The organism is uncultured Altibacter sp. (assembly GCF_963972995.1).
Taxonomy (GTDB): Bacteria; Bacteroidota; Bacteroidia; order Flavobacteriales; family Flavobacteriaceae; genus Altibacter.
In genome coordinates this window covers 1-16,311 of the sequence record NZ_CAXAXI010000015.1, presented here as the reverse complement: position 1 = coordinate 16,311, position 16,311 = coordinate 1, and the positions used below count along the sequence as shown (strand labels likewise).

Genomic DNA, 16,311 nt, shown 5'->3' with positions numbered 1-16,311 from the left:
TCAAACGATACGATTCAGTTATAAGCATAAAAAAGGACCGATATACAATCGGTCCTTTCAATACATTATAAGGTGTTGTTAATTATCTGTGGTAATCACTAATGCAGGCGTCCATTCACTAAACCCGTCGGTACCGCAATTGGCCCGTACAAAGATCTCGTAAGTGGTAGCAGGTGTTAAACCGTCAATTCGGTAGTTGCTTTGTGAGGTCGCCTCTACGGTTCCCGTTCCCGCAGGATGGCCTACAGGGCCGTAATCCACTTCCCAAGCAGTTTCATTGTTCTCATCCCATGTGATATCGATCGATGTTGACCCGATGCCGGTTTGCTGCAAATTGGTAGGAGCATTACAAGTCACTATAGGTTCGGAGGTGATGAACTCTTTGCTTATGTACTCACTAAAACCGTTGCTCCCACAGTTGTTTCGAAGAAAAACAGTATAGGATGTAGACGGCATCAACCCGTTGATCAAGAAACTGGTTTGTGAGGTTGACACCACAGTTCCTTGCCCTAATTGAAAGCCGGTAGGCCCGTATTCAAACTGCCAAGCCGTTCCGTTGGTATCATCCCATTCAAAAAAAATGGATGTACTGTTTATTTGTATGGCCGAAATTGATGCAGGCGTCGGACAATTGTTATTTCCGCCATCATCATCTTTATTACAAGAGATCACAGCCAAAGCCATGAATGCTAAAAAAAGGACTTTCTTCATAGAATGTTGTTTTTGTTGCTTCTTAAACGGAAGGAACACTAAAATATTTAAAATTGATGTAAATTATATAGAAATTATTTTGAAGCTTTTGCCTTTTCACGAGCTTCTTCATTTCGGTCGATGCTGTGTCCGGGACGCGTCCATCTGGGCTTTTCTCCAAGTGGCTGATATGCGGAGGATGCTGCTTCTACTGTTTCGGGTTGTGTCTTTTTCACAAAAGGTTTTTGCGGAACCAGCCCCAGCGTCTTGAACATTTCCATATCCTCGTTCACATCGGGGTTGGGGGTTGTTAATAGTTTGTCTCCGGCAAAAATGGAATTGGCCCCTGCAAAGAAACACATGGCCTGTCCTTCTCTGCTCATTTGAGTGCGCCCTGCCGACAATCGTACCTGGGTGTGGGGCATAACAATACGGGTGGTGGCAACCATGCGAATCATCTCCCAAATAGATACAGGCGCAATAGCTTCCATAGGAGTCCCTTCAACCGGAACAAGGGCGTTGATGGGGACGGATTCGGGTTGCGGACTCAAAGACGCTAATGCGACCAACATCCCCGCTCGGTCCTCGAGTTTTTCTCCCATGCCTATAATGCCACCGCTACATACTGTCACATTGGTCTTTCGTACATTTCCAATGGTGTCCAGCCGATCCTGATAAGCACGTGTTGAAATGACATCCTTATAATAATCTTCGGAAGTGTCCAAGTTATGGTTATAAGCATACAATCCGGCCTCGGCCAGTCGTTTTGCCTGATTCTCTGTGATCATGCCTAGCGTACAACAAACCTCCATATCCATTTTGTTTATGGTACGTACCATTTCCAATACTTGATCGAACTCTTCACCATCCTTCACATTTCGCCAAGCGGCTCCCATACATACTCTCGAGCTGCCGGAAGCTTTTGCTCGTAATGCCTGTGCTTTCACCTGTGAAACGCTCATTAGATCATTTCCTTCAATATTGGTGTGATAGCGTGCCGCTTGTGGACAGTACCCGCAGTCTTCGGGACAGCCCCCTGTTTTTATGGATAGAAGGGTACTCACCTGCACCTGATTGGGATCGTGAAACTGTCTATGTACAGTGGCAGCTCTATACAACAATTCCATCATAGGGGTGTTGTAGATCTCAAGTATTTCTTCTTTGGTCCAGTCGTGTTTGATGTCGCTCATAAGTTCAAAAATAATTAAAAATAGAAAAGTAAATCATGGTTTGGATATAATTATACTAACAGCATTCCCGCCAAAACCTACGGCATTGATCATTATACTTTTTAGCGTTGTTGGGGCGTGACGTCGATTGGCGAAAAAGGGGTTTTCTACCAATCTGTTATGTTCAAGCATCATCACCGCCAGCTCCAAACTCAACATACCGGATGCCGCAAACGTATGCCCTACAAGCCATTTGTTAGAGGTAAGCAACGGTAATTGTTCTTTAAATACAGCGCGAATTGCATTGTATTCGGCAGTATCGCCTTGCACCGTTCCGGGGGCATGCATCACAATACAATCCACGCTTTCCAAAGATGCTTTTTGAAGGGCCTTTCGCATGGATTGTTGAAAACAATTGGCATCTTTAGAAATAGAACTGTTGTGTGTTATTATTTCTGAAGCAAATCCGTAACCCTTCACCACCGCTCGTGTGCGTTCTGAAGTTCCTGCTTCGATGACTGCGATCGCTGCACCCTCTCCCAACACCATGGTGTTTTTGGTCTTTCGAAGACGCATGGATTCGCATGCCATCTTGTTCTTTGAAGCAGAGTACAAGCGCAGCGCCTGCATTTGTGCAAAGGTAAATGGGGTTAGCGCGGCCTCACTTCCCCCCACAACAAAGGCGTCTGCCATCCCGGCCTGTAGCCAAGCGATTCCGTTCAAGAGCGCATGCAAGGCCGTCGAGCAGGTAACCGAATGTTCGATGCGTACCCCGGCTGCCCCTAAGTCTTGTCCTACCCAAGAGGAGATATTTCCTAAAGTGGTTGTGGGTGACGCATAGGCAGAGACCGCTTTCTCTTTGAGGAATGTACTGTGATAGTCTTCAAATAACTGGGTTGCTCCCCGGGACGAACCGATGTTAATGCCCGTATTCTTTTCTGAAAAATGCTTCAGAAGGACTGCTTTTCTGGCCGCCAGAATGGCTAGCAATACCGAACGATCTACTTTTTTGTATCTGGTGTCTTGCTGAAGGGCCTGCAGTTCCTGTTCTGTTTCCGAAGCAACCTCCGAAACCCATAGCAGGGAATCCCCAACAGCTCTCTGTGTGAATAAGGGTATGGCATCCCGATAGCGTTGCCAAACTTCCTCAGAAGAAGATCCAAGCGCAGAGACGGACGCAATACCTGAAATTGAAATAGGAATCTCCAAATTTTGTACTTTGGCACAAAAATAAGGGTTCTCACTTTTTAATCAACCTTAATCGTATAATTATATGGACGAAACGATCGACCACCGTAACTGGTTTCAGCGCAACTGGAAATGGGCCGTTCCCACTGGCGGCTGTCTCCTTATTATTGTTCTATTTATTGCCTTCGCAGGCACCATGATCATTGGCGTTACCTCGCTTTTTTCAGATTCTGAACCGTATCAAGAAGGGGTTGCCAGAGCACAAAACAACCAAACTGTTATGGTATCCTTAGGAACACCTATTGAAACCCATGGTATGACCAAAGGGAGTATCAATTATAAAAACGGCGAAGGACACACCAATTTGGAGATCCCCATAAAAGGACCTAATGGCAAAGCATTGTTGGTAGTCGTTGCAGACAAGTATACCGAGACTTGGGAATACTCGGTCATGGAGGTTATTTTATACGATACGGGAGAGAAAGTGTCGTTATTGGAAGATACAGAGGATTTAGACGAGTGGTAAACACGATTCGACGGCACCGTAGATTTGTTCCAGTTGTTGGTCGGTGGTAACAAAAGGAGGCAGAATGTAAATGGTATTTCCCAACGGACGAAGAAAAACGCCTCTTTCCATAAAATGAGCAAATAACAAATCCCGTACTGCTCCATACCGATCGGTTTCCAAGGCTAGGTCCAACGCAAAAATTAGTCCCATAGTTCGTACGGAAGCGACCTTTGGGTGCTTCTTAATTCGCTTTGCAAATGCACAGTGCTTTTGGTAAATGCGTTCCCCATCGTCTTGTATGGCGTTGGAGGTAAGCAGTTCCAAGCCGGCGATGGCGGCACTACAGGCTAAAGGATTGGCACTGTAAGTATGTGCATGAAAGAATCCTTTGGAAATCGTCTCACCCAAAAAAGCATCGAAGACTTGCTGCGTGCAGGTGGTAACACTCATAGCAGCGACTCCGGCGGTAAGTGCTTTACTCAAGCACATAATATCCGGTGGGGTATCTAGGTATTCTGAAGCAAAGTTCCTTCCGGTCTTGCCAAAACCTGTCATTACTTCATCGGCGATACACAGCACATCATGATGCTTACATCGTTTCAGCAGTTGTTCCAAACCCATGGCATTGTGGAATTTCATTCCGGCGGCACCCTGAACCAATGGCTCATATACAAATGCAGCACAGTTGTTATTTTCTAGGATCTCTTCGAGTTGTGCGAGCAGTGCGTCGGGTTGCTCTGTGGTTGGTGTCGCAATTCGAACCACTTTCAGAAAGAATTCTTCAAAAGGACCGTTGTAAACTGAAAGACCCGATACACTCATTGCGCCAAAGGTATCCCCATGAAATCCTTCTTCGAACGCAATGAGCGTATCGCGTTTCGCTCCTTTATTGTAATGGTATTGTAACGCCATTTTTATTCCCGCCTCCACAGCCGTTGAGCCATTGTCGTTGAAAAAAAGTTTCTGTTGGTTTGGCGGCAAGATGGCCATGAGTCGTTCTGAAAGTTGTACTGCGGGTTCGTGTGTGAAGCCTGTAAAGACCACTTGATCGAGCTCTTTAAGTTGTTTTGAAACACTTGTAATAATGTGGTCGTTACAGTGACCGTACATCGCAGTATACCAAGATGCAATCCCGTCAATATATTCCTTTCCATCCTCGTCCCACAGTAGCGCACCTTTTGCTTTCACAATAGCAATGGGAGGTGCCGCCGTTTGGTGCTGGGTGAGCGGATGCCAGATGTGCTTCTTATCTCGTTGTTGTAAACTCATCGTTAAAAATTTCTGCATAGTCCAAAACGACCCGTGCATCCATGTAAGGTTCTGTGTCGATACGTCCAAGAATACGAACACCCGTCATTTTTGAAATCACCGTTTCGGTAGTAGGCGTTTCGGGGCCGTTGAAGATAATTCCAAATATAGAAAGGTTTCTTTGTTTAAGCGCTTCAATGGTTAACAAGGTATGATTGATACTTCCCAATTCGTGTTTTGACACCACAATCACTTGGTCCGTTGGTAGCATGAGGTCCATGATGGTCTCGCTATCGTTTAAAGGGACTAAGACGCCTCCGGCACCTTCGATCACCAGCGCATTCTTCGTTTTTGGGCGCCGGATACTTGATGCATCTATGGCAACTCCATCGAGTGCTGCTGCCGCATGCGGACTCATAGGTGTTCTTAAGGCATAGGCATTGGGATGGAAAATCGTCTTCTTGTTGGAAACCAAGCGTTGAACCGTTTGTGAATCCCCGGCGTCCAAATCTCCGGCTTGTACCGGTTTCCAGTAGTCGGCGCGCAGTGCTTCCGTAATGATAGCGGCTACCACGGTCTTGCCGACGCCGGTTCCGGTTCCTGTGATGAAAAAGGTAGTATTCATACTGCAAAGGTAGCCAATAGATTCAGGACCTCTTCCATTTCTTCTTTGGAATTAAAGCTATGGATACAAAAGCGTAGCCGTTCCTTTCCTGAAGGGACCGTAGGTGATAAAATAGGCCGCACATCAAAGCCTGCCTTTTGCAATGTATCTGCAGCGGCTTTTACTTTTTTATTCCCCGGAAGGAGACAACTGTGAATGGCAGACTCGCTTGGCATAAAACAACCGGAAAGTCCTTTCTTTTCAACCAAGTTTCGGAACAAAATGATATTGGATTGCAACTGCGCTATGGCGGAATTCTTACCTTCAGTAGATTGAGATGCAAGCGCTTCATACGCTGCCTGAACCGTCGCGACCGAATGAGGAGGTAAGGCAGTGGTGTAGATAAAGCTTCGGGCGAAATTGATAAGATAATCAGTAAGTATAGTGCTTCCAAGAACGGCAGCACCATGACACCCCAATGCTTTTCCGAAGGTAACGATACGCGCAAACACAGCAATTTCAAGCGCGTATTCCTGTACACTTCCAAGACCATTCCCAATAACCCCCACCGCGTGAGCTTCATCAACAATCAATAGGGCGCTCGATCTTTGACACATATCTGCCATGGCGACAAGATCAGGGCAATCACCATCCATTGAAAACACGGCTTCGGTTACTACAAAGACCTCCGTCCCTTCCTTTTTATGTAGGTCTATGAGGCGCTCCAGATCGGAAATGCTATTATGCCGAAATTTATATGCCTTCGCATGGCTTATTGCAATACCGTCTCGAATAGAAGCGTGGGAAAGTTCATCGTACAAGATCACATCACCGCGTTGTGGCACACATCCCAAAAAACCGAGATTGGCATCATACCCACTATTAAAGAGCAGTGCAGCTTCGGCTTTGTGAACTTGAGCAATAAAGGCTTCTGTTTCTTGATATAGACCGTGATTACCGGTGAGAAGTCGGCTACCGCTTGCTCCATTCACCTCTATCCTTTTATCGTTCAACAAGCGGGAAGCACGCTTATAGATCGTTTCTGAAGTAGTAAAACCCAGATAATCGTTCGAAGAGAAATCCACCCCTTTTATGGGTTTGCCAATGCTACGCAAAGCCTGTCCATTGGAACGCTCCAATAATTTTTTCTGAAGTGATGGCGGCAGGTAATTCATGTTCCAAATTTAGGTATCTTTCGTAAAAGCGGCATCAATGATCACCTATAAAAGCGTCGATAAAAAAGAAGAACTCGAGCAAATCCTTCAGCTTCAGTTACAGAATATTCCTGCAGCCCTTCCTTCCGAAGTGAAGCAAAGCGAAGGATTCGTTACCGTACAACACACTCTGGAACTTCTTACCCGTATGAATGCTCGCTGTCCACATATCATTGCCAAAGAACAACGTAAGGTGGTGGGGTATGCACTTTGTATGCATCCGCGATTCCGTGAAGAGATAGAAGTATTAAAACCCATGTTCACCGAAGTTGACCAAGCTTTTGGAACGAACAGTCCCTATATGGTCATGGGACAAATTTGTATCGACAAGAACTACAGGAAACAAGGCATTTTTAGGATGCTGTATAAAACGCTGCAAGAAGCGGTTTCGCCGGAATTCTCAACCATCATTACAGAGGTAGATGCCACCAATACGCGTTCGTTACAAGCACATTATGCCGTAGGTTTTAGAAAATTAACTGTGTATACGTCTCAAGGGGTTGATTGGGAATTGATCGCACTAACAAAAAACGCTCCCTAAAAAAGGAGCGATTTTTGTTTTATGATTACTAAGAGTACCAATTAATCTGCCAAGACGATCACTTTATTGTCTTTACACTCAACCGTTCCACCATTGATCTCCAAAGTCCATTTCCCTGAAGCGTCCTTTTGGAACTTGTTCTCAAATCCTTCAGCAATTACCGGATTACCCTTAAAGGTTACCTTTCCTTCCTGTAATAAGGAAACAATAGGTGCATGATTGTTCAGCATCTGAAAAGATCCTTCCACTCCCGGTACGGTTACCGATTCTACTTCACCGGATACGATGGAGGCTTCGGGGGTTACAATTTCTAGGTACATAATTACTTTTTAGAAAAATTAAATTCCTTTCTTACACATCTCACAAGTATTAACAATTCCTTCGCAGCAATATTTCTTCGAGATGATTCAGAAAATTGACTACGCTTCAGCCAACATTTTCTCTCCGGCTTCTATTGCTTCTTCGATAGTTCCCTTTAAGTTAAAGGCCGCTTCCGGAAGGTGATCCAATTCACCATCCATGATCATATTGAATCCTTTAATGGTCTCCTTAATATCTACTAATACTCCGGGGATGCCGGTAAACTGCTCTGCCACGTGGAAAGGCTGTGATAAGAATCGCTGTACACGACGTGCGCGACCAACGGCCATCTTATCTTCTTCAGATAATTCCTCCATTCCTAAAATAGCGATGATATCCTGTAATTCCTTATAGCGTTGTAGCAACTCTTTTACACGTTGTGCACACGCATAGTGCTCTTTTCCTAAAATATCTGCAGTAAGAATACGCGATGTTGAATCCAATGGATCCACAGCAGGGTAGATACCAAGCTCGGCGATCTTACGAGATAATACGGTTGTTGCATCTAAGTGAGCAAAGGTAGTTGCCGGGGCCGGATCGGTAAGGTCATCTGCAGGTACATATACTGCCTGTACCGATGTGATCGATCCTCTCTTAGTAGAAGTAATACGCTCCTGCATGGCACCCATCTCGGTTGCCAATGTTGGTTGGTATCCTACCGCAGAAGGCATACGACCTAGAAGTGCCGATACCTCAGAACCTGCTTGCGTAAATCTAAAGATATTATCTACGAAGAAAAGTACGTCTTTCCCTTGTCCGTCTCCTGCTCCGTCACGGAAATATTCTGCAATTGTCAATCCTGAAAGGGCCACACGCGCACGTGCTCCCGGAGGTTCGTTCATCTGACCGAATACAAAGGTCGCTTTTGATTCTTTCATCGCAGACTTATCTACTTTTGAAAGATCCCAACCGCCTGCTTCCATAGAGTGCATAAAATCTTCACCATAGCGAATAATTCCTGATTCCAACATTTCACGCAACAAGTCATTTCCTTCACGGGTGCGTTCTCCCACACCTGCAAATACCGAAAGTCCTCCGTGTCCTTTTGCAATGTTATTAATAAGTTCCTGGATCAATACAGTCTTACCAACTCCTGCACCACCAAATAAACCAATCTTACCTCCTTTTGCATAAGGCTCGATCAAATCGATCACCTTAATCCCGGTGAATAATACTTCGGTAGAAGTAGAAAGGTCTTCAAATTTTGGTGCTTCACGGTGAATTGGCAATCCGTTGTCTCCGGCTTTCGGTAAGTTCCCAATTCCGTCGATGGCATCTCCAATCACATTAAACAATCGGCCATACACTGCTTCACCAATAGGCATTTGAATAGGTGCTCCCGTTGCTACAGCATCCACTCCACGGCTCAATCCGTCTGTGGAGTCCATTGAGATTGTTCGTACTGTGTTCTCTCCAATGTGGGATTGAACTTCAAGAATCAATAAATTCCCGTTGTTATTTACTTCTAACGAATCGTAAATCTTAGGAAGCTCTGCTCCGCTTTCAAACACAACGTCCACAACCGGACCAATAATCTGTGCAACTTTACCTGTAACTTTTGACATGAGAAACTATTTATTTTTTAGTTATCCAAGAGCCTTAAAAGCCCCCTGATTTTCAACGGTGCAAAGATAGTTTTTTCTCTTAGAATTATGCAATGGGAAAGCGGAAATTTTTAATGCAAATATTTGATGGGTTTTTACTCATCTACCCCTGCAGTGGTTCACAATAATCTCTTATTTTATCTTTAAACAACTTTATAAGTGTTATCATGTGTTTGTCGGTTTTAGGAACTGGCCTTCCATCGATCTCTACTATCGGTGTCAATTCTCCCATGGTGCCGGTAGCAAAGACGCCGTCCGCATTGTATATTTGAGATAAAGTGATGTCCTGTTCAAAGACCTGAATGTTGTTTTGATGACAGAGTTCCAATACGGTAGCCCTCGTGATTCCCGGAAGGCAAGCGTGTGTATAGGGTGTAAACACTTTTCCTTCCTTTATCATAAAAAGATTGCTCCCGTTAAGCTCGGCTACAAAACCTCTGTCGTCCAACATGAGGCCGGCATCCTTCCCTGCCACATTCGCCTGTATTTTGGCGATAATGTTGTTTAGCAAATTGTTATGATGAATCTTACTATCTAAGAATTGAGGTGCATTGCGCCGCTGGCTTGTACTTATTACTTTGATCCCGGAGTTATTGTCGTAGACCAAAGGTTTCCATTCGGCCAGTACGATAAGGCAAGAACCGCTTTGGTTCAATCTAGGGTCCATCCCACTGGTAATCTTCTCGCCTCGAGTAAGTGTCAAACGAATGTGGGTCTCATCGCTCATCCCGTTAGCTTCCAAGGTTTGCCTTATTGCCCTCTTAATAAACTCTTTGGAGGGAATGTCCTCAAAAGCCAACGTTTTTGCACTTTCCTGTAGGCGCGTGAGGTGTTTGTCCAAACATACGATCCCCTCAGGATATACACGCAGTCCTTCCCATACGGCATCGCCCCCTTGCACACTGCTGTCGAACACAGAGACTTTTGCTTCAGATCGAGGATACAGGCGGTCCTTTACAAAGATTTGGATCGAATCGTTCTTAGGGTTGGAAGTCTGGAGCATGAGTATCGTTTTTTAGGATGTGGGTTCTTAAAGTGTTGTAATAAGGCATCGCTTCAGCAAGTAAAGTTTCGAAACGTGGTGGCAGTGGTTGAGAGCTGCTACTTTGTATCGCGAACTCCGTGGAATTATGAACATTTTTGTACCAATGCGGTGCCCAAATGCCGTCCTCGGGAATACCGCCTGCAGGCCAAGAAAGCATGGCTGTCTCAAACGGAAGCTTCAGTTTTGCACACAGTTTCCGAAGGTATCTTTCCGGAGCCATTAAAAGCGCATCGCTATCGATCACGATGGGTATTCGGTTATTTTCTTTCAGAAAAAGAAATAATTCCGAAGCTTTTTTAATTCCTATATCGGTAAGCGTAGGGTGTTCAATCACCTTAGAAAACGAGGCGATCAATTTGCGAGGATGTCTAATAAGGAGTACGTTACTCCAATCTAAAATAAATAAAGGTGCAGGTTGCAAATAATGATGTGCCATACCTTTTATAAATACATGGGATCGTTGTGACCGTCGCTCAATATCGGCAATGATATTTACATCGTCCAGCTCCATGGTTTGAAGGATCTCTATTTCGGAAGGATGTGAAGCCGCGTTTGCCGCATTTTTTAGGTAGTACCCGTAAAAAGGCTCATCCAACACACTGCAATCACTGCGTTGCGCGAACGCATACATGATCGCTGTAGAGAGGTTTCTAGGTCCGGAGATGAGGTTAATCACACGATTCATCTCATTAAAAGTAAGGTAAAAAATTGGATGTAAAAACTAGTAAGTGAATCTGTGTTTTAGATACGTTCCCAATTCACTATGGAAGCAATATGGCATGCATCCCTTTTCGAATTAAGTAGCGTTCAACAGAAAAGACGAAACAGTCCAACCTCTACTCTACCGTTACCGACTTGGCCAGATTTCGCGGCTGATCCACATTTCTTCCCAACATTACCGCAATATGATAGGACAGCAATTGCAGAGGTATCGTAGTTACTAATGGGGTTAAGGTTTCGGGTGTGTGCGGAACCTCCATGATGTAATCGGCCATTTCTTTGACCGTTGTATCTCCTTCGGTCACCACGGCAATGATTTTTCCTGCCCGCGATTTGATCTCTTGAATGTTGCTCACCACTTTTTCATAATGGTTGCTATTTACTGCAATAACCACTACCGGCATGTGCTCATCGATCAAGGCAATGGGACCGTGTTTCATTTCGGCGGCGGGATACCCTTCTGCATGAATGTATGATATCTCCTTTAGTTTTAGCGCACCTTCCAGGGCCACAGGAAAGTTGTAACCACGCCCCAGATACAAGAAATTCTTAGCATTCTTGAAGATCTCTGCGATCTTTTGGATGTTCTCATCTGTTTTTAATGTCTCTTCAACCTTAGCAGGAATTAATTCCAATTCACGAAGATGCACCATATAATCCCTATGAGAGATGGTTCCTTTTTTCTTGGCCAACTTCAAGGCGATCATAGTCAATACGGTGATCTGCGTAGTAAAAGCTTTGGTCGAGGCTACGCCAATCTCCGGCCCTGCATGGGTATAGGTCCCACTATGGGTCTCTCGGGAAATAGTAGAGCCAACTACATTACAAATACCATAGACGAAAGCACCTTTCTCCTTTGCAAGTTTGATGGCCGCCAGTGTATCGGCTGTTTCGCCACTTTGCGAGATCGCGATCACGACATCTTTTTCGGTAATGATTGGATTGCGGTATCTAAATTCTGAAGCGTATTCTACTTCAACCGGAATGCGTGCCCAATCTTCAAATATGTATTCCGCTACCAATCCTGCGTGCCAAGATGTTCCGCACGCTACAACAATGATCCGGTCTGCCTGAATGAACTTTTCGATGTAATCTTCAAGCCCTCCAAGTTTTATGATCCCTTCATTCACAAGCAAACGCCCTCTGTATGTATCTTTAATTACAGAAGGTTGTTCGTAGATCTCCTTCAGCATAAAATGATCGAAGCCTCCTTTTTCAATTTGTTCAAGATTCAATTGAAGCTCATGAACATAGGGTGCTACCAGAGAATCATCTTTGATCTTTCGAACCTTCACATCACGTCCCAAGCGTATGATGGCCATTTCTTCATCTTCCAAATAGATGGCATTGTTTGTAAATTCAATAAACGGCGAAGCATCACTTGCCACAAAAAACTCATCATCCCCTATACCAATGGCGAGTGGACTACCAAGCTTTGCGACAACGATCTCATCGGGTTTGTTCCTATCGAACAAGGCGATGGCATAGGCACCCACCACTTGATTCAGTGCGATCTGTACAGCCTTACCTAATTTTACCTTTTCTTTCTTCTTAACATCTTCAATAAGGTTTACCAATACTTCGGTATCGGTATCCGAAGTAAATGAATACCCCCTATTGAGCAATTCCTTCTTAAGTGCCGTATAATTCTCAATGATCCCGTTGTGTATGATCACCAGGTCACCGCTATTTGAGTAGTGTGGGTGAGAATTGATATCGTTTGGCACACCATGCGTTGCCCAACGTGTATGACCCATCCCTAAAGTTCCTTTGGATGAAATGGATTTTGAAACTTTTTCTTCAAGATCTGAGACCTTGCCCTTTGTTTTACACAGTTGAATATCGGATCCGTCGAAAAGTGCGATCCCGGCACTGTCATATCCCCTATATTCCAAACGTTTTAACCCGTTTAGTACAATGGGATAGGCGTCTCTTTTTCCAATATATCCAACAATTCCACACATTACTTTCTCTTTTAGTTAGGCTTCGTATAGTAGATCTGAAGTTTCAGCCTTTTTTCTGAATTAGCTGTGTTATTCCCAAATAGAACGGTCCCCTGCGGCGACAGTATCGTAGCCGCCGGAACCTTATCGATTCCCGGTGATTGGGTATTTTCCAGATCCTGAAAATCTGTCACTAATACATTCTGAGTAACCATAATTCCTAAGGGCACATTTAAGGAATCTCTTCGTATTACATTGCTTAGATGCGTGGTAATACGAATCTTATAGAAATCACCATTCTCGTCACTACCACGTTCCAATCGGCCCAGGTGATCTACCACAGCATTTACGGGCGCTTCTCCCACAGTAGGATCAAAATCATAGTCTGCGAGCAACGTACCTTCCGTTATATTGAAAATTACAAGCCTCTCTGGTTCCGTGGCTCCTCCCGGGATCTTTGACTGATCTACGTAAAAAATCAAGTTCGCTTCGTTGATCAACCAGTTCTCCACGCGCAAGGAATCCAGTTCGTCCGGCACTCCATTTTGACCATCTACCAAGACCCCATTCAAGATCTTTTTGTTATCAACATCCCCAAAAAGATCGATCACCGAAATGATCCCATCGCCACCCCGTAAATATAGGTTCTCTTCCCCGTTTTCCACATCGGGTGTTAACAATTGTGAAGCGATATCGGGATTCAACTCATTATCGAATGTATTAACGTTGATTCCTTTAAGTGACAATTCGAAACTGGCGTCATTCCGCTCAGCATCAGGATCTGCACCCATGGTTTTGAAAGTGTATTCAAGTGTTATTCTAGCGGCCGCAGCATTGAAAAGAAAGAGATTCCCTTCGTTGCTTGACGAAGTAACCTTAAAATAGATCCCTCTAAAATAATTTTTAAAATTATTATTATTTAAAAGTTCCGGTTCGCCCTCTTTATCAAGAATCTTTTCTTTAAAGAACTCGATGGGCAACTCGACACGAAGTCCCGGGGGCAGACGTTCTTCTTCATCCTCTTCGGTTGCGGGATCATCTTCTACAGCTATAATTTCATCGGCGCTTGGCGTAAATTCTTCTACTGTGCCAATTACAGGACCTAAAAAGTTTTCAAACAACGGTCCTTGATTGGAGTAATACTTTTGAGGCTCCTCAAAATTTGAGTTAGGGTCGAAGTCACGCAGAAAGTAATTGGACTCATACAGCGTGATATTGATAGGTGCATCTCCATAAACAGAATCTAATTCGTATGTAGTGACCTCGTCTGAAACTGTACTCGTACTGAAGAATGGAATATACAAATACACCTTTTCCAGTTCGGTGCTATCTCCAAACTCAGGGTTTGGTAATTCCATGGTCACTTGAGACAGTAAATTTACGGTCGATCTCCCATATATCTCATTGTTATAGATCCCTAATTGGTAACTGGGCAGATTGTTGGTTTGCACCGGGAACAATTTTCTGCTGAAGGCTACCAGGTTGTCTGTAACATATAGATCTGAATTAAAATTCTGTTCTCCAATGATTTCAGAATTGATAGGCGACAAGTCCTCTTCACAAGAAGAAAGGGCAATTATAGATAAAAGGATTGCCGTAAATTTTGGCAATAGGTTCTTGATATTCATGTGCAATTTTGTGTGTTATACCAATACTTTCGATTGGTAAAAATCTAAATACGCCTGGGAAAACTCCTCCATATTGTGATAGTTTAACACAGGTTTTTCAATGGTCTTGATAAATTTGTTTAATTCTTCCGGAATTTCTTCAGAACCAATAATAACAGCGTCTGAGTTTCGAACGGCTACCTTCATCATATTCGTGTAGGTAGGGTCCTTCAGTTCTGCCACCTTTTCTTCGGCAATCCCATCGAACTTAATTTTTTCAATAACTTCCTTATCTAACGTGCCATCAAACCCATGATTGTATAGCGAAGTAACTATTTTACTGTTTTCAAACAGCGGCTCATTATCGTAATAATTGCGAAGGTATAGTGGTAAGAACGACGCAAGCCAACCATGAACATGGATAATGTCCGGTGACCAATTTAATTTTTTTACTGTTTCAATAACTCCTTTCGCAAAGAAAATGGCGCGTTCGTCATTATCCGGAAAGAAATTACCATCCTCATCGGCGTAGGTCGCCTTTCGTTTAAAATAGTCCTCGTTATCTATAAAATAGACTTGCATGCGCTCTTTAGGTATGGATGCTACTTTAATGATGAGTGGCATATCAATGTCGTTGATCACCAAATTCATACCCGAAAGTCGAATCACTTCGTGTAATTGGTGTCTTCGTTCATTGATGTTTCCGTAACGGGGCATGAAGATTCGAATTTGACCTTCATTATTGTTTACCATCCTCGGGGCTTCAAACGACATTGAAGAAATCTCGGTCTCCGGCAAGTAAGGAATTACTTCAGAAGACACATACAAGATCCTTTTATCTTTCATCTATTTACTTATTTTGTTTCGGTTATATGAAGAGCCTCAAAAGAAATAACGATCCAACAAGAGATTGTCAGCTTCCGAAGAAATCCTTCATAAAAAATTATTGTTTTTGGCTTTACCCTTAAAAACACGCAAAATTACGAAAATTTATGAAGATTGTCCTTAATATCTTAATTTTGCTCGCTCTTAAGAAAGATTCATGAAAATCTATACACACAGTGCCGAACTTAAAAATGCACTATTAGAGAAACACGGCCGTGGTACAATTGGTTTTGTTCCTACCATGGGCGCATTGCACGAAGGTCATTTGGCACTCGTGAAAAGAGCTCTGGATGAGAATGCGCGTGTGGTGGTAAGCATTTTTGTGAATCCTACGCAGTTCAACAATCCTACCGATCTTGAGAAATACCCTCGCAATCTTACGGAAGATGTCACTCTTTTAAGAACACTTTCTGAAGAAATCATAGTATTCGCTCCCGATGTTGAAGAGATTTATCCAAATAACATCACATCCAGATCCTTTCAATTTGACGGATTAGAGGATGCGATGGAGGGAAAACACAGGAAGGGCCATTTTGATGGTGTGGGAACCGTGGTAAGTACCTTGTTCCGAATTGTGCAACCCGCAAACGCTTATTTCGGAGAAAAAGACTTTCAGCAGTTGCAGATCATAAAAAAAATGGTGCGGCAGCAGGAGCTCGATGTCAACATTATAGGCTGCGCCATAGTAAGAGAACCCCATGGGCTCGCCATGAGTTCAAGGAACAAGCGTTTGTCGCCACAACAGCGAACAGAATCGGCTTTGATCTACCAAACTTTGAAAGAAGTTAAAGAAAAATTCGACTCACATACAATTCCGCAACTCAACAAATTGGTTGCGGAACGATTTTTGAATAACCCCCATTTCCGGTTGGAATATTTTGAGATCGCGAATGAAGCTACGTTAACAACGGCGCAACGTAAGCTTCCGGGTATTTCCTATCGTGCGTTTATTGCAGTATTTGTAGGGCCCGTGCGTTTAATAGAT

Annotated in this window: 16 protein-coding genes; 3 read left to right on the top strand and 13 right to left on the bottom strand. The window is 43.8% G+C overall.

Annotated elements, in window-relative coordinates; all coding sequences use genetic code 11:
• Positions 1-78: 78 nt before the first annotated feature.
• The 3 genes from AACZ11_RS07810 to AACZ11_RS07800 form a co-directional block, all read right to left on the bottom strand.
• Positions 79-711: a fibronectin type III domain-containing protein gene (locus AACZ11_RS07810; RefSeq protein ID WP_290625126.1), complete on the bottom strand. Its 633-nt coding sequence runs from the start codon at positions 709-711 to the stop codon at positions 79-81.
• 74 nt (positions 712-785) lie between these two features.
• The gene (gene bioB, locus AACZ11_RS07805; RefSeq protein WP_290625124.1) at positions 786-1,880 is read right to left on the bottom strand and encodes a biotin synthase BioB; all 1,095 of its coding nucleotides are present in this window, start codon (positions 1,878-1,880) and stop codon (positions 786-788) included.
• Positions 1,881-1,913: 33 nt separating this feature from the next.
• Positions 1,914-3,068 (bottom strand): beta-ketoacyl synthase N-terminal-like domain-containing protein, encoded by a 1,155-nt coding sequence (locus AACZ11_RS07800; protein WP_290625122.1) that lies wholly within the window; start codon positions 3,066-3,068, stop codon positions 1,914-1,916.
• A gap of 64 nt (positions 3,069-3,132) precedes the next feature.
• Here AACZ11_RS07800 and AACZ11_RS07795 point away from each other — a divergent pair, with 64 nt between their 5' ends.
• On the top strand, positions 3,133-3,573 hold the full coding sequence (locus AACZ11_RS07795; RefSeq protein WP_290625120.1) for a cytochrome c oxidase assembly factor Coa1 family protein: 441 nt from the start codon (positions 3,133-3,135) through the stop codon (positions 3,571-3,573).
• Here the strand turns inward: AACZ11_RS07795 and bioA are convergent.
• Genes bioA through AACZ11_RS07780 form a run of 3 tightly spaced genes read right to left on the bottom strand, consistent with a single transcriptional unit; the run spans position 3,559 to position 6,582 of the window.
• A complete protein-coding gene (gene bioA / locus AACZ11_RS07790) occupies positions 3,559-4,824 on the bottom strand; it encodes an adenosylmethionine--8-amino-7-oxononanoate transaminase (protein WP_290625118.1) in 1,266 nt (421 codons plus the stop codon). The two genes, AACZ11_RS07795 and bioA, sit on opposite strands and share 15 nt — an antisense overlap.
• Positions 4,802-5,428 carry a dethiobiotin synthase gene (bioD, locus tag AACZ11_RS07785; protein WP_290625116.1) on the bottom strand — a complete coding sequence of 209 codons (627 nt, stop codon included), beginning with the start codon at positions 5,426-5,428 and terminating at the stop codon, positions 4,802-4,804. Before bioD ends, bioA begins: the two co-directional genes overlap by 23 nt.
• Positions 5,425-6,582 (bottom strand): aminotransferase class I/II-fold pyridoxal phosphate-dependent enzyme, encoded by a 1,158-nt coding sequence (locus AACZ11_RS07780; protein WP_290625114.1) that lies wholly within the window; start codon positions 6,580-6,582, stop codon positions 5,425-5,427. Before AACZ11_RS07780 ends, bioD begins: the two co-directional genes overlap by 4 nt.
• 37 nt (positions 6,583-6,619) lie before the next feature.
• On the opposite strand from AACZ11_RS07780, the gene AACZ11_RS07775 reads away from it, so the two are divergent.
• Complete coding sequence (locus AACZ11_RS07775) at positions 6,620-7,162, top strand: GNAT family N-acetyltransferase (protein WP_290625112.1); 543 nt, start codon at positions 6,620-6,622, stop codon at positions 7,160-7,162.
• Positions 7,163-7,203: 41 nt separating this feature from the next.
• On the opposite strand, the gene AACZ11_RS07770 is transcribed toward AACZ11_RS07775, so the two are convergent.
• From AACZ11_RS07770 to AACZ11_RS07740, 7 genes are all read right to left on the bottom strand, one after another.
• Positions 7,204-7,482, bottom strand: a complete 279-nt coding sequence (locus tag AACZ11_RS07770; RefSeq protein ID WP_290625110.1) for a F0F1 ATP synthase subunit epsilon — start codon at positions 7,480-7,482, stop codon at positions 7,204-7,206.
• A 99-nt stretch (positions 7,483-7,581) separates the two neighbouring features.
• Positions 7,582-9,087, bottom strand: coding sequence for a F0F1 ATP synthase subunit beta (gene atpD / locus AACZ11_RS07765; RefSeq protein ID WP_034260268.1), 1,506 nt, complete (start codon positions 9,085-9,087; stop codon positions 7,582-7,584).
• Positions 9,088-9,229: 142 nt separating this feature from the next.
• Positions 9,230-10,129, bottom strand: coding sequence for an aminotransferase class IV (locus AACZ11_RS07760; RefSeq protein WP_290625106.1), 900 nt, complete (start codon positions 10,127-10,129; stop codon positions 9,230-9,232).
• Positions 10,107-10,856, bottom strand: a complete 750-nt coding sequence (locus AACZ11_RS07755) for a sulfotransferase family protein (RefSeq protein ID WP_290625104.1) — start codon at positions 10,854-10,856, stop codon at positions 10,107-10,109. The genes AACZ11_RS07760 and AACZ11_RS07755 overlap by 23 nt, the downstream gene beginning before the upstream one ends.
• Positions 10,857-11,007: 151 nt before the next feature.
• Positions 11,008-12,855, bottom strand: a complete 1,848-nt coding sequence (glmS, locus tag AACZ11_RS07750) for a glutamine--fructose-6-phosphate transaminase (isomerizing) (protein ID WP_290625102.1) — start codon at positions 12,853-12,855, stop codon at positions 11,008-11,010.
• An 11-nt stretch (positions 12,856-12,866) separates the two neighbouring features.
• The gene (locus AACZ11_RS07745; protein WP_290625100.1) at positions 12,867-14,462 is read right to left on the bottom strand and encodes a DUF4270 domain-containing protein; all 1,596 of its coding nucleotides are present in this window, start codon (positions 14,460-14,462) and stop codon (positions 12,867-12,869) included.
• A gap of 15 nt (positions 14,463-14,477) precedes the next feature.
• On the bottom strand, positions 14,478-15,287 hold the full coding sequence (locus AACZ11_RS07740; RefSeq protein WP_290625098.1) for a glycogen/starch synthase: 810 nt from the start codon (positions 15,285-15,287) through the stop codon (positions 14,478-14,480).
• A gap of 196 nt (positions 15,288-15,483) precedes the next feature.
• On the opposite strand from AACZ11_RS07740, the gene panC reads away from it, so the two are divergent.
• On the top strand, positions 15,484-16,311 hold an 828-nt coding region (panC, locus tag AACZ11_RS07735; RefSeq protein WP_290625096.1), incomplete at its 3' end, for a pantoate--beta-alanine ligase.

Excerpts from the sequence above, each read along its gene's own strand:
- AACZ11_RS07810 (WP_290625126.1), bottom strand. The coding sequence starts at position 711 with ATGAAGAAAGTCCTTTTTTTAGCATTCATGGCTTTGGCTGTGATCTCT.
- bioB (WP_290625124.1), bottom strand. The coding sequence starts at position 1,880 with ATGAGCGACATCAAACACGACTGGACCAAAGAAGAAATACTTGAGATC.
- AACZ11_RS07795 (WP_290625120.1), top strand. The coding sequence starts at position 3,133 with ATGGACGAAACGATCGACCACCGTAACTGGTTTCAGCGCAACTGGAAA.
- bioA (WP_290625118.1), bottom strand. The coding sequence starts at position 4,824 with ATGAGTTTACAACAACGAGATAAGAAGCACATCTGGCATCCGCTCACC.
- bioD (WP_290625116.1), bottom strand. The coding sequence starts at position 5,428 with ATGAATACTACCTTTTTCATCACAGGAACCGGAACCGGCGTCGGCAAG.
- AACZ11_RS07780 (WP_290625114.1), bottom strand. The coding sequence starts at position 6,582 with ATGAATTACCTGCCGCCATCACTTCAGAAAAAATTATTGGAGCGTTCC.
- AACZ11_RS07775 (WP_290625112.1), top strand. The coding sequence starts at position 6,620 with ATGATCACCTATAAAAGCGTCGATAAAAAAGAAGAACTCGAGCAAATC.
- AACZ11_RS07770 (WP_290625110.1), bottom strand. The coding sequence starts at position 7,482 with ATGTACCTAGAAATTGTAACCCCCGAAGCCTCCATCGTATCCGGTGAA.
- atpD (WP_034260268.1), bottom strand. The coding sequence starts at position 9,087 with ATGTCAAAAGTTACAGGTAAAGTTGCACAGATTATTGGTCCGGTTGTG.
- AACZ11_RS07760 (WP_290625106.1), bottom strand. The coding sequence starts at position 10,129 with ATGCTCCAGACTTCCAACCCTAAGAACGATTCGATCCAAATCTTTGTA.
- AACZ11_RS07755 (WP_290625104.1), bottom strand. The coding sequence starts at position 10,856 with ATGAATCGTGTGATTAACCTCATCTCCGGACCTAGAAACCTCTCTACA.
- glmS (WP_290625102.1), bottom strand. The coding sequence starts at position 12,855 with ATGTGTGGAATTGTTGGATATATTGGAAAAAGAGACGCCTATCCCATT.
- AACZ11_RS07745 (WP_290625100.1), bottom strand. The coding sequence starts at position 14,462 with ATGAATATCAAGAACCTATTGCCAAAATTTACGGCAATCCTTTTATCT.
- AACZ11_RS07740 (WP_290625098.1), bottom strand. The coding sequence starts at position 15,287 with ATGAAAGATAAAAGGATCTTGTATGTGTCTTCTGAAGTAATTCCTTAC.